Source organism: Allobosea eneae (genome assembly GCF_042657265.1).
Classification (GTDB): domain Bacteria; phylum Pseudomonadota; class Alphaproteobacteria; order Rhizobiales; family Beijerinckiaceae; genus Allobosea; species Allobosea eneae.
Map to the genome: position 1 here is coordinate 26,177 of NZ_JBHSLW010000011.1, position 12,225 is coordinate 38,401.

11 protein-coding genes are annotated in these 12,225 nt (G+C 64.3%); 3 read left to right on the top strand and 8 right to left on the bottom strand.

The annotated features are described in order from the left end of the window. Window positions 1-4: 4 nt before the first annotated feature. From ACFPOB_RS10115 to ACFPOB_RS10135, 5 genes are all read right to left on the bottom strand, one after another. The gene (locus ACFPOB_RS10115) at window positions 5-520 is read right to left on the bottom strand and encodes an ester cyclase (protein WP_377798007.1); all 516 of its coding nucleotides are present in this window, start codon (window positions 518-520) and stop codon (window positions 5-7) included. Beyond that, window positions 517-1,575, bottom strand: a complete 1,059-nt coding sequence (locus tag ACFPOB_RS10120) for an ABC transporter ATP-binding protein (protein ID WP_377798009.1) — start codon at window positions 1,573-1,575, stop codon at window positions 517-519. Before ACFPOB_RS10120 ends, ACFPOB_RS10115 begins: the two co-directional genes overlap by 4 nt. Before the next feature lie 3 nt (window positions 1,576-1,578). Further along, on the bottom strand, window positions 1,579-2,457 hold the full coding sequence (locus ACFPOB_RS10125) for a carbohydrate ABC transporter permease (RefSeq protein ID WP_377798011.1): 879 nt from the start codon (window positions 2,455-2,457) through the stop codon (window positions 1,579-1,581). Between the two features lie 10 nt (window positions 2,458-2,467). After that, window positions 2,468-3,490 (bottom strand): carbohydrate ABC transporter permease, encoded by a 1,023-nt coding sequence (locus tag ACFPOB_RS10130; protein ID WP_377798013.1) that lies wholly within the window; start codon window positions 3,488-3,490, stop codon window positions 2,468-2,470. A gap of 119 nt (window positions 3,491-3,609) precedes the next feature. Continuing rightward, window positions 3,610-4,857, bottom strand: coding sequence for an ABC transporter substrate-binding protein (locus ACFPOB_RS10135; RefSeq protein ID WP_377798014.1), 1,248 nt, complete (start codon window positions 4,855-4,857; stop codon window positions 3,610-3,612). A gap of 195 nt (window positions 4,858-5,052) precedes the next feature. On the opposite strand from ACFPOB_RS10135, the gene ACFPOB_RS10140 reads away from it, so the two are divergent. The 3 genes from ACFPOB_RS10140 (at window position 5,053) to ACFPOB_RS10150 (ending at window position 10,534) form a co-directional block, all read left to right on the top strand. Beyond that, window positions 5,053-6,132, top strand: a complete 1,080-nt coding sequence (locus ACFPOB_RS10140; protein ID WP_377798016.1) for a hypothetical protein — start codon at window positions 5,053-5,055, stop codon at window positions 6,130-6,132. Window positions 6,133-7,489: 1,357 nt separating this feature from the next. Next, on the top strand, window positions 7,490-8,437 hold the full coding sequence (locus tag ACFPOB_RS10145) for a TAXI family TRAP transporter solute-binding subunit (protein ID WP_377798018.1): 948 nt from the start codon (window positions 7,490-7,492) through the stop codon (window positions 8,435-8,437). 147 nt (window positions 8,438-8,584) lie between these two features. Then, window positions 8,585-10,534 (top strand): TRAP transporter permease, encoded by a 1,950-nt coding sequence (locus ACFPOB_RS10150; protein WP_377798020.1) that lies wholly within the window; start codon window positions 8,585-8,587, stop codon window positions 10,532-10,534. Between the two features lie 19 nt (window positions 10,535-10,553). Here the strand turns inward: ACFPOB_RS10150 and ACFPOB_RS10155 are convergent, their stop codons facing one another. The 3 genes from ACFPOB_RS10155 to ACFPOB_RS10165 all read right to left on the bottom strand — a co-directional run bounded on the left by ACFPOB_RS10155 (window position 10,554) and on the right by ACFPOB_RS10165 (window position 12,187). Further along, the gene (locus ACFPOB_RS10155; RefSeq protein WP_377798021.1) at window positions 10,554-10,832 is read right to left on the bottom strand and encodes a GNAT family N-acetyltransferase; all 279 of its coding nucleotides are present in this window, start codon (window positions 10,830-10,832) and stop codon (window positions 10,554-10,556) included. 125 nt (window positions 10,833-10,957) lie between these two features. Next, window positions 10,958-11,557, bottom strand: a complete 600-nt coding sequence (gene wrbA, locus ACFPOB_RS10160; protein ID WP_377798023.1) for an NAD(P)H:quinone oxidoreductase — start codon at window positions 11,555-11,557, stop codon at window positions 10,958-10,960. A gap of 183 nt (window positions 11,558-11,740) precedes the next feature. Further along, window positions 11,741-12,187 carry a hypothetical protein gene (locus ACFPOB_RS10165; RefSeq protein WP_377798025.1) on the bottom strand — a complete coding sequence of 149 codons (447 nt, stop codon included), beginning with the start codon at window positions 12,185-12,187 and terminating at the stop codon, window positions 11,741-11,743. Window positions 12,188-12,225: the final 38 nt, after the last annotated feature.

The window sequence follows — 12,225 nt, forward strand, 5'->3', positions numbered from 1 at the left end:
GCGCTTATCCTTCAGAGGGGCCCGGCGGCGGCGCCGGCGGAATGCGTTCGCCGCGGTCGAAGGTCTCCCAGCCCTCGCCCGAAAACACGTCACGGCCGAGCTGGGCCAGAACGGCTGCGAAATCGACGAAGACCGGGTTGTCGGCAATGCGCCCGTCTTCGACGCGCCAGAAATCCATGTAGGGGATGGTAACCCGCCGACCGGTCGGCGCGATGCCCATGAACCGGCCGGAATGCGTTGCCTCGATATGTCCGAAGCAGGACGCCCAATCGCCATCGGCCAGGAACTTCTCGGTCTTGTAGACGCGGTCCGTGAAGGCGGCGCGCAGCGGCAATTGCCAGTTGCGGCGGAAGGCTTCGAGGCCCTGCTTCACGCCGCACCCGGCATTGCCGCGCCAGACGAAATCCTCATGGAAATGCTGCGCCATGTCATTGGCGCCAGCGCCCAGCGCGGCCTCCATGCGGCGGATCACCGCCAGCGTCTCGGCCGTCCTCGCCCGATGGTCGTGCGCCTGCGTCACCGATTTGCTCCGACGATACGTTGGCCTGTCTGCGCGTCGAACAGATGGCAGATGCTGGCCGGAGCGCGGACGGCGAGGCTGTCGCCGATTTCAGCCTTGAAATCCTTTGCCGATTTGACCGCGGCGAAGCTCTTGCTCCCGAGCTGGAGAGTCGCCATCGAGGAATCGCCGAGCAACTCCATCGAATAGACCGGGGCCTGGATTTCGCCGCTCGCGGCGACCTGCGCATCTTCGGCGCGGAAGCCCAGGGTCACTGTGCCATCTGGTGCGGCGAAGCCGGGAATCTCGACACCGGGTGCCGTGAACGTCCCGCCTCGTATCTCGCCGGGGATCAGATTCATCGCGGGGCTGCCGATGAAAGACGCCACGAAGGTGTTGGCGGGCCGGTCGTAGATCTCCAGCGGCGTGCCGACCTGCTGCACCTCGCCCTTGTTCATCACGACGACGCGATCGGCCAGGGTCATGGCCTCGATCTGATCGTGCGTGACGTAGATCGTTGTGGTTTTGAGTTCGTGATGCAGGTTCTTGATCTGGGCGCGCGTCGAGACCCGCAGCTTGGCGTCGAGGTTGGACAGCGGCTCGTCCATCAGGAAGACCTTGGGCTCGCGCACGATGGCCCGGGCCAGGGCGACGCGCTGGCGCTGCCCGCCCGAAAGCGCGGCCGGCTTGCGGTTGAGCAACTCGCCGAGCTCGACGGTGTCGGCCGCGCGCATCACCCGCGCGTGATGCTCGGCCTGCGGGATCTTCCGGACTTTCAGCGGGAAGCGGATGTTCTCGTAGACCGTCATCGTCGGGTAGAGGCCGTAGGACTGGAACACCATGGCGATGTCGCGGTCCTTCGGATCGAGATCGTTCACCACGCGATCACCAATGCGGATCTGACCGTCCGAAACGTCCTCGAGCCCGGCGATCATGCGCATGGTCGTGGTCTTGCCGCAGCCGGACGGGCCGAGAAGGACCAGGAATTCCCCGTCCGCGATGTGAAGGTTCATCGTCTTCACGCCGGTGACCGCACCCCAGCGCTTGGACAGATTAAGGAGTTGGATGTCGGCCATGGCTTATCCCTTCACCGCGCCGGCCGTCAGGCCGGACACAATCTGACGCTGGAAGAACATGACCAGGAGAAACAGGGGGGCGGTCACGGAGACGACCGAAGACACCGCGAACATGACATTGCCCTCGGTCTGGGTGGTGCCGAGGAAGCTCGCGATCTTCGGGATCATCGTCTGGTTCTGTTTCGATAGCAGCATCGCCGTCACGACGAAGTCGTTATAGGCAAGCAGGAACGAGAACAGGCCGGTGGTGATGACGCCTGGCCACATCACCGGAATGATCACGTGGCGGAAAGCCTGGAACGGCGTGCAACCGTCGACGCGTGCGCTTTCGTCGAGATCCTTGGGGATGTTCTTGAAGAAGGCTGTCAGCATCCACAGCGTGAAGGGCTGGTTGATCGCCACCAGCACGATGATGGCCGTCGGCAGATGGCCCCACAGGTTCCATTGATAGAACGGCAGGAGGTAGCCGGAGACCAGCGTGATCGGCGGCATCGCCCGAAAGACCAGCGCGACGATCAGCAGCCAGAAGGCGTAGCGATAGGTCGAGCGGCTGAGCGCGTACCCCCCCAGGGTCCCGAAGGTCAGGGAAACCACCACGACGCAGACGACGACGATCGCCGAATTCAGCGCGGCCCGCCAGAATTCTTCCTGGATCCAGGCACCTCGATAGCCCGCGCCGGTAAAGGCCGAACCATGCTCGGCCCGAGTCAACGGACCCGTCAGCGCATTCAGCCAGCTCGCCTTGGAGAAGAAATCGCCTTCGACCTTGAAGCTGCCCCACAGGGTCCAGGCAAAGGGGAAGATGGCGATGACGAGCCAGATCAGCAGCAGCCCGCCGAGGATCAGATTGAGCGTGGCCGGTCGTTTCTCGCGACGTGACATGACGGCCTCCTCAAGCCTTGCCGAACTGGCGCCAGGTGCGAAGCAGCACCGGGGACAACAGCACGAGGACGCCCGCGATGGTGAGAACCGAGGTCGCGGCTGCCGAAGACAGCAAGCGCGTCTCGCCGCCGAGATCGGAATAGATGAAATATGACAAGGACTGCGCGTGGGCGCCGGCGTTGAAGCTGACGATCGGCTCGAAGACCCGGAAATTGTCCATGACCTTGATCAGGAACATGAAGGTCGTTAGCGGCAGCAGATGCGGCAGGACGATGTAACGGATCCGTTCGAAACGGGAGGCGCCGTCGAGCATCGCGCTCTCCAGCGCATCCTGCGGCACGGTCTGCAAGCCGGCGTAATAGACGACGAAGGCAAACGGCGCGCTAGACCAGGTGCCGTAGACGATCAGCATGATCCAGGTGAGAGGCGTGGAGGCCTTGAGCGACAGGTTCGGGTCGTCGACGAGCCATTGGACGGCTGAACCGATGATGCCGCGGGAATCCACCATCCAGAACAGGATGAGCGCGCCGACCAGGGGCGTGACGATCATCGGCAGCAGCGAGAAGAAGATCACCAGGCCTCGCAACAACCGCGGGATGGCGTTGACGGCCAAGGCCACCAGGAAGCCCAGGATCAGGGACAGCGGAGTCACGAACGCCATGTAGGTGAGCGTGAAGGCAAGGGCCTTGTAGAAGGGCAGATTCATCATCCTCCCGGCAAAGTCGGAGAGGCCGTTGCTGGTCCGCCAGGCCTCCGCAAGTTCGGCAAAGGCAAGATGGGAGCGGTCCGCATAGATCGAGCCGCCGACGAAGCGGCCGAGCGGGTTTTCCTCGCGCTGCTTCTGCGTCGCGGCCTGATCGATCACCGTCGATTTGGAGCATCCGAACGGCGTGCAGTTTTCCACTTCGACGACGACCTGGTCAGGCGGCGCATAGACCGACTGAAGCACCACCGAGATGATGGGCAGCGCTATGAAGAGCAGCATCGCGGTCGCCGTGGGCAGAAAGAACCTCAGGAAGGTCGCGTGTTTCATGCGCCCGCTTTCCCGCGGACAAGCCGCGCAGCGTCATGGTGGTTGTGCCGCATTCGCGGCCCGGGCTGATTGACGTGATGGCGGCAGGTCGCGCCGGCGCCACAGAGCCGACGGCTGGACTACTTCAAGAAGCCCTTTTCCTTCGCCGCGGTGGTGTAGGCCTTCTCGATATCGGAGAGCGTGGTCGCTGCGTCCTTACGCCCCTGCAGGAACGGAGCGAGGCCATCGCCCAGGGCCGTGTGAAGCAGCCCCATATAAGGCAGCATCGGATAGGGCTTGGCGCCCATCGCCATCGTCTGGACGACGCCCATATTGACGGGAGCCGGCTTGTAGCCGGGGATCATCCAGACCGCCTCGCCCATGCTCTGGTCGTTCAGGATCGACGGCGACGTGCCGCGCTTCAGGGCGACGAAGGTCGCGCGGGCATCGTCATCCGAGATATTGCGTGCGATCGTCCAGCCGTCCCACCAGAGCGTGGTCGCCGGAATGCTTCCGCCTCCCACGGTCATCGGTGCGCCGACGGCCGTGTTCTCGGCAATCTTGGGGTCGTTGCCTTCCTTGGCCTGCAGCATGCCCGTTCGCGATCCCCACATGTTCATCATCGCGACATTGCCGGCCTTCCATTCCGCCGAGGTCGCATTGGAATCATGGGTCAGGAAGTCGGGATGCATCAACTCGGTGAGCGACTTCATGGTATTGAGCGCCGCGATACCCCGGGCATTGTTGATCGCGGCTTCGGGGGTGCCAGGCTTGAAGAACTCCCCGCCATAGCCGAGGTACATGTTCACGAATTCCTGGCCGAGGTTGTAGCCCGACTGGTACGCGCCGCCGATGGGGTTCTTCATGATGCCGCGCTCGCGGATCAGCTTGCCGATGCGGAGCATGTCTTCATAGGTCTTGGGCGGCTCGGCTCCGACCTGCGCCAGGATATCCTTGCGATAAACCAGATGCTGCGCATTGGCCATGAAGGCCACCGCCACGACCTTGCCGTCGATGGTGATGAGCTGGTTCTTGGGAATGTCCTTGCCATGGGCCGCGACAAGCGCGTCGAGCGGGCGAATGACATTCTCGTTGATCAGCGGCACGATCGACGAGGTTGCGATGATCGCGGAGGTGTACTCGGCGGGATTGCCCTGCATGCCCGGAAGATTGATCCGCTGGTGATTGGCCGTCAGGTTCGACTTCACGGTGAGCGTGCCCGTCTGACACTTGGCGGCGTTCGCGGCCACTGTCTTGATCGCCGGGAACTCGTTGCCGACGATATTCACTCGCCCGCTCGTCGCGCCGCAGTCCGTCTGCGCAACGGCGGCGGCGTTCGCCGCGATCAGGGCAACGAGCGACAAGGTGATCTTTAGCGTCTCGAGCACGTTCGGTCCCTCCAGATATGCGGCTTTGCCAGCCTCGGCCGCATTCTTCCGGCGGCTACTGACCCGCAGGAAATCATCAACTGCAAACGTATGCAACAAAAATCTTGCATACGTTTGCAAGCTCGACGACAGTCTTGCGGCACTGAGCGCCTGGCCGGGGCTCCGCGCAGCCGCCGATAGCGATGGAAACCGCCAATGGTCCCTGATTTCGACCCCCACTCCTCACCGAGCGAGAAACTCCGAAAGCTTGTTCACGCCCGCCTCGTGAACCTTGCTGAAGCGAGCGATGATCGCCTGGCAGATGCGATTGCCGCCGTCGCTAGAGTTGACGCCAAGTGGCGCGTCGCTCATCCGATCAATCATTGTGCCGGCAATGCAGAGGCGCTCGCCCTAGCGTTCGGGCCGCTCAAGCGAGCTCTGCCCGACCTGGAGCGGCGCGACGTCATTTTCGTCGGTGGCACCTATCAAGGCAGGCACTATCTGGCGGCCGTCGGGCATTATTGCGGTACGATGCGCCGCGACTGGCTCGGCATTCCCGCGACGAACCGGCCCATATACCTCCGCTATGGCGAGGTCTATGAAATCGATCCGGAGGGCGCGGTCGTCCAGGCAAACTTGCTCTGGGACGTGCTTGACGTCATGCGTCAGGCAGGAGTCTGGCCCATTGCCCAACCCTTGGGCAGCGCGGAGATGTGGCCCGCACCGGTGACCGCCGACGGTGTCCGCTTTGATCTCTCAGACCCGTCCCAATCCGACGATAGCATCACGCAGACGATCGCGATGCATCGCACGCTCGCGGAGTTCAATGACATTACTCGGCTGAACCGAGAAAGCCTCATCGACATGCCGCAGAAGGAACATTGGCACCCGAAGATGATGTGGTACGGGCCGGCTGGGATCGGCACGACACGCGGCCTGGACGGCTTCGTCGATGGGCATCAACTTCCCTTCCGCATCGCGTTCCACAGGCCCCAGGGTACGTTCGAAGAGGTGCAGGCCGAGCGCGCCCGTAACGGCGCGGGTCACTACATTCGGATCGGCGACGGGCCCTATTCGGTGACCGGTGGCTGGCCGTCGGTGTATGCGGTCCATGCCGGAGGAGGTTTCTGCGGCCTACCGCCGACCGGCAAGCCGGTGTTCATGCGGGTCATGGACTTCTACTTGCATCACGAAGGCCTGATCCGTGAGAACTGGGTGCCGCTCGATATGCTCGATCTCATGATGCAGATGGGGGTTGATGCCCTGGCCCGGATGCGCGAGGTGCTGCGCCGGTGAGCAAGTCGATGACGTCGTCGCGATTCTCGCGACGACGTCCTTGTCATGAAGAGAGTGCTGCCTTGCCAATCGATTCCGATCGTAGATTGTGAGCAAATTCCTTGCGCAGCAGCGCAGCCGTCGGAGTTGCGGGTAGGGCCGATCGAATGAACCAATCCGTCGCATAGGCGACTTTCATGCGCCGATGGTCTCTCGCCCGTCGAGGACGTCTGCTTTTGGGCATAGTTCCAACGTCAGGACTTGGCGCGCGACAGCTCTTGCGATTGCTTTAGTTCTTTTCTGGGTCCGACGCCACACCACGACTTGATGCCAAGTACAATCCGGCGCGTCATCCGCAGAAGCACCCCCGCTATCTCTGGCGGACGGAATTGCATGGCTATATGCCGTTCGCTTCGGCGGCCTTACTGACATGAACGAGGCCGCGGTAAACGATTCGTTCTCCTCTCCTCTGCCGGACGCAGCGCGCGCCAGGCCTTGGCGAGCCAGGCCATCCGTTTGCGATGCTCGAGGTCTCGGACCGACCTGACCGGTCGCACCTGCTGGCGATGTCGGGTTCGGCCGGAGTAGGCCGAACTCTTCGTTCTCGATGAACGCGATAGCATCGAGCGCCACGTTGTTCCGGATATTTTCCGCAGGTTGCGTCACGCTCTTCGATTCGCCTGCCGGTGCCGCGACCGGAATATTCGGATTCTGCGACCGCGAGACAGGCTGGTCCCGCGGGGCCGCCGCAGCGGTACTGGCTACCGACCGCTTCGGTTGTTGGGAAGATGGATGGCTCCAATCCGAAGACAGGATGTTCGGCGTCAAGGTTTTCGCCGCGTTCTGCGGGCTCAGATCTGGCCCACCTTCCAGCCATTGTGTCATCTCTTGCGCGACCTTGACGGCCTGCTGCGCGTGCAGGGGATCGAGAGTGCGACGGATCTATGTTGCCCTCCTGTGTGGAATTAAAGAACAAATCTTCGGTGCATGTTGCGCCTGCTGCTTGCCTCAGTGTGATCACACTGGGGTTCTCGCGTGACGGGCAGAACGTGTAAGCAATCACCCTGCCGGAGTGGTACTAAGGCCGGTGCAGTCTAGTTGCCGTCAGCGCAATCCGTTCAGCCATGCAACGCGGGCACCGCGTCGTGAAGATTGCCATAAAGCTATCCCCCTATTCGCAGTCTAGATGCCGTTGCTGCCTGCGTGCTTGAGACAGCTCTCGTAGGGCGGCCAATGCACGCCCTCCACAACCGCACTTGCCAGCCAGCCCTCATTCGCTAGCTTTGATACGATGATTGTCGCGCCGGTTCCGCCGGCGTTCGCCCGACCGTCCGTAAGAGGCGGCGAGGTTCAATCGTTTCAAAAGGGAGGAAAACCGATGACGAGACTGAGCAGTGCAGCTTTGTGTCTCGCAGCCGCGACGGTGCTGTCCGCGCCGGTCGCCGCTGCCGAGATGCGTCTGATGACCGGGCCGCAGGGCGGCGTCTGGGTGCCGCTGGGCGGACAGCTTAAGGACATGTGGGAGAAGGCGGTTCCGGGCCTTTCCGTGCAGTCGCTGCCGGGCGCCGGCATCGCCAATGTGCGGGCGATCGAGGACGGCAAGGCCGAGGTCGGCTTCGGCAACTCGATCTCGACCGTCGACGGGCTCGCCGGGAATGCGCCGTTCCCGAAGAAGCACGAGAACATCTGCAACATCGCTTCGCTCTATCCGCAGTATTTCCAGATGCTGGTGCCGGCCGATTCAGGGATCAAGACGGTCAAGGACCTGAAAGGCAAGGCGATCACCACCCAGCCGCGCGGCAACACGGGCGAGCTCATCACCGGCCAGCTGCTGAAGGTGCACGGGATGAGCTATAGCGACGTCAAGGTCTCGTTCGTTTCCTATACGGACTCGGTCGAGCAGGTGAAGGACGGCCATGCCCAGGCCTTCACGCTCGGCACCGCGATCCCGTCCGGCGCGGTGATGGACCTCGCCTCGGCCCGCGACATCAGGCTGCTCGACCTCTCGGCCGATCTCGACGGCATGCGCAAGCTCAACCCCGGCTACACGCTGGTGACCGTGCCGAAGGGCACCTATCCGAAGCAGGCCGAGGATGTGAAGGTGATCGGCTACGCCACCCATGTCGTCGCCTCCTGCAAGCTGCCGGCCGATCAGGTCTATGCGATGACCAAGGCGATCGCCGACAACGTGCCTTCGCTGGCGGCGACCAGCAAGGCGATGGCCGATCTGACGCCGCAGATCATGGCGGAGGATGTCGGCGTGCCGTTCCATCCCGGCGCGGCGCGATTCTACAAGGAGAAGGGCATCACCGTCGCTGCAAAGTGAGCGGCAGGCGGCTTTCCCGATAACCGACTGATACCCGGCGCGCCGGGCGCTGCCGGCGCGCGCTCTCCAAACCGTCCCGACCCCGACGTGCTGCGAGCGTGACCTGCCGCGCCGTGCCGGGATCGCCCCCAGAGCCGGGATATGCCAGTGGACATCAGTGTGCCCAAGCCGGAGTTCCGGTTCGATTTCAGCCATGCCGGGGTGATCCGGCTGGTCACGGCCGTGATCGCGGTCGCGATGGCGCTCTATCATATGTGGGTGATCCTGCCGCCGGCGCTCGGCGGGCAGGGCACGCCGGAAGCGATCATCTTCCGCGGCACGCATCTGCTGTTCGCGCTGACGCTGACCTTTCTGATCTACCGGCGGGCCGGGAGCGACGCGGCGCCCTCGCTGCTCGATTATGGCCTGCTCGTGCTGGCGATGGCGCCGATCAGCTATCTGTTCTGGAACTACGATTACATCGTCAACCGCATCTACTATGTCGACGACATGACGCCGGTCGACATGGCGATGGCGGTCATCCTCATCGTGCTGCTGCTCGAGGCGACGAGGCGGCTGATCGGCTGGGCGCTGCCGCTGACCGCGATCGTCTTCCTGGCCTATGGCCTCTTCGTCGCCAGGGTCGAGCCGATGCGTTTGCTCGACCAGCTGTTCATGACGACAGAGGGGGTCTTCGGCGCGCCGCTCGGGGTCTCCGCCGCTTATGTGATGATCTTCGTGCTGTTCGGCTCCTTCATGGAGCGGACCGGCACCGGCCAGCTCTTCATGGATTTCGCGCTGTCGCTGACCGGGCATACGGCCGGCGGGCCGGGCAAGGTCTCGGTGGTGTCGTCGAGCCTGTTCGGCACGATCTCGGGCAGCGCCGTCGCCAATGTCATGGTCGACGGGCCGATCTCGATCCCGCTGATGAAGCGGACCGGCTTCAAGGCGCATTTCGCTGCCGGCGTCGAGGCGGTCGCCTCGACGGGCGGCCAGATCATGCCGCCGATCATGGGGGCGGCCGCCTTCGTCATGGCCGAGTTCCTGTCGGTGTCCTACGGCCAGGTGGTGATCTGGGCGCTGATCCCGGCGGTGCTCTATTATGTCGCCTGCTTCGCGGCCGTGCATTTCGAGGCCAAGCGCCACGGCATCATGGGCGTGCCGCGCAGCGAACTGCCGAGGCTCGGGACGACGCTGCGCGAGCGCGGCCATCTCTTCCTGCCGGTGGCGACCATCCTCGCCGTGCTCTATTCCGGCTACAGCGCCCCGCTCGCGGCGCTGGCGGGGACGCTGCTTTGCTTTCCGGTCGCGGCGCTGCGCGCCTCGACCCGTGGCAATGTCCGCATCCCGATCATCATCGACGCGATGATCGACGGCGCCCGCAATGCGCTCGCGGTGGCGCTCGCCTGCGCCTGCGCCGGCATCGTGATCGGCGTGGTGGCGCTGACCGGGGCCGGCATCGTCTTCACGCAGGCGGTGATCGGCCTGTCGCAGAACTATCTGCTGCTGGCGCTGTTGCTGACCGCGGTCGCCGGCATCGTGCTCGGCATGGGCATGCCGACCACCCCGGCCTATATCGTGATGACGTCGCTGCTGGTGCCGGCGCTGATCAAGCTCGGCGTGATGATGCCGGCTGCGCACATGTTCGCCTTCTACTTCGCCATCCTGTCGGCGATCACGCCGCCGGTCGCGCTCGCGGTCTATGCCGCGGCAGGGCTGGCCAAGGCCGATCTCTGGAGCAGCGGCTGGGCGGCGGTGAAGATCGGCGCGGCCGGCTTCATCGTGCCGTTCATGTTCGTCTACGAGCCGGCGCTGCTGATGATCGGCGACTGGCCGACGATCATCTGGCGCCTCCTCTGCTCCTGCGTCGGCATCGGCCTGCTGGCGGCGGGGCTGCACGGCTATCTGCTGCGGCGCTGCGCCATGTGGGAGCGCGTACTCCTCGTCGCGACCGCGTTCTGCCTGGTGAAGCCGGACTGGCTGACCGACCTGCTCGGGATCGGGCTGGCCGCGGCTGTGCTGGCGCTGCAGTGGCCGCAGCGCGACCGGCCCTTGCCAGCAAAGAGCGCCGGGCCGACTGCCGAGGCGCCCGCGACGCAACCAGGTCCGGTGAAGTAAAGCGCGCGTTTTGGGGGGCCTAGCCCACGACGATATCGTCATACTCCGGATGACGGCTGACCCAGCCCGCCATGAAGGAGCAGCGCGGCACGACCTTGCGGCCCGAGGCCCGGATTTGCTCGAAAACGCCCTTGGCAAGCCGCGAGCCGATGCCCTGGCCGGACAAGGCCTGCGGCACCTCCGTATGGGTCAGCACGATGCGGTCGCCGTCGAGCTTGTAATAGGCGAGTGCGAGCTCGCCATCGATGTGGAGTTCGAAGCGGTTCTGCTCGGGGCGGTCGACGACGCCGGAATCCATTGGGCAATCCTTGCTGGCTGCCGCTATTGCGGCCACGGAAGCCGGCACGCCGGCAGTCTGAGGCAGCAACGCGATTTAAGGCAAGCTGGTCCGGCACCGCTGCCGGACCAGGGGGCCGGGTGACCTCAACCGGCCAGCTTGGCCGCGATGCCGGCGACATGCTTGCCCTGATAACGGGCGCCGGCGAGCTCGTTCTGCGATGGCTGGCGCGAGCCGTCGCCGGCGGCGATGGTGCTGGCGCCATAGGGCGAGCCGCCGGTGATCTCGCTCAGCGACATCTGGCCTTGGAAGCTATAGGGCAGGCCGACGATGACCATCCCCTGATGGAGCAGCACGGTATGGGTCGAGAGGATCGTGCTTTCCTGGCCGCCATGCTGGGTCGCGGTCGAGGTGAAGACGCTGCCGACCTTGCCGACCAGCTTGCCCTGAGCCCAGAGGCCGCCGGTCTGGTCGAGGAAGTTCTTCATCTGCGCTGGCATGTTGCCGAAGCGGGTGGGCACGCCGAGGATGATCGCGTCGTAGTCGGGCAATTCGTCGACCGTGGCGATCGGAGCCGCCTGATCGAGCTTGAAGCCGGATTTGCGGGCGACCTCTTCGGGTACGAGTTCGGGCACGCGCTTGACCACCACCTCGGCGCCGCCCTCGCGCGCGCCCTCGGCGACGGCCTGCGCCATCGTCTCGATATGGCCATAGCTGGAATAGTAGAGAACCAGGACCTTCGTCATCGGTATCATCCTCCTCGTCGTCGCAGCTGTGGGAACCGCGCGCCCCGAGAGCCTGGGTTAGGGGTGCAAGGGCAGTTGTACACTCACCCATCTGACGGCGCAGCCGTCGCGGCGCATGGCGACGACAAAAGCGGCCGGGCATCACCCGGCCGCCATTGACTAGCTGACTGTCGTTGGTCTCGCCTACTTGAACGCGATCACCACGCCGTCGGCGCCGATCGTCGCCTGCAGGCCCTGGCGACGGGTGTCGAGGCTGATCGTTACGCCCTTGTCGTTCTTGAGCCAGACGCGGCCCTGTCCGGCGCGGCCGACGGCCCAGCCTTCCTTGAGCTGGACATAAGGGCCGGCGAGGTCGTTGCGCTCGGTCAGGCCGTATACGCGCCCGCTGGCGACGACGCGCGAGGCGCCGATGCCGCCGATGCCGAGCCCGCCGACCGAGATCGGATAGGAGCGGCCGCGATAAGTGAAAGTGCCGCCGCCGAGCTCGCCTGAGGCGATGAAAGCCACCGAGATCTGTTCGATCTTGATCGTACCGGTCTGCGGACCCAGCGTTCGCGGCTGGGCGACGGCCGTGCCGGAAACGAGCATGAGGGCGGCAGCGCCGGCGAGGAGAGATTTGATGGCGGGCACGGGCAGTACTCCTTGGTGATGTAACGGGGTAAACAACC

Excerpts from the sequence above, each read along its gene's own strand:
- ACFPOB_RS10120 (WP_377798009.1), bottom strand. The coding sequence starts at position 1,575 with ATGGCCGACATCCAACTCCTTAATCTGTCCAAGCGCTGGGGTGCGGTC.
- ACFPOB_RS10125 (WP_377798011.1), bottom strand. The coding sequence starts at position 2,457 with ATGTCACGTCGCGAGAAACGACCGGCCACGCTCAATCTGATCCTCGGC.
- ACFPOB_RS10130 (WP_377798013.1), bottom strand. The coding sequence starts at position 3,490 with ATGAAACACGCGACCTTCCTGAGGTTCTTTCTGCCCACGGCGACCGCG.
- ACFPOB_RS10140 (WP_377798016.1), top strand. The coding sequence starts at position 5,053 with ATGGTCCCTGATTTCGACCCCCACTCCTCACCGAGCGAGAAACTCCGA.
- ACFPOB_RS10145 (WP_377798018.1), top strand. The coding sequence starts at position 7,490 with ATGACGAGACTGAGCAGTGCAGCTTTGTGTCTCGCAGCCGCGACGGTG.
- ACFPOB_RS10155 (WP_377798021.1), bottom strand. The coding sequence starts at position 10,832 with ATGGATTCCGGCGTCGTCGACCGCCCCGAGCAGAACCGCTTCGAACTC.
- wrbA (WP_377798023.1), bottom strand. The coding sequence starts at position 11,557 with ATGACGAAGGTCCTGGTTCTCTACTATTCCAGCTATGGCCATATCGAG.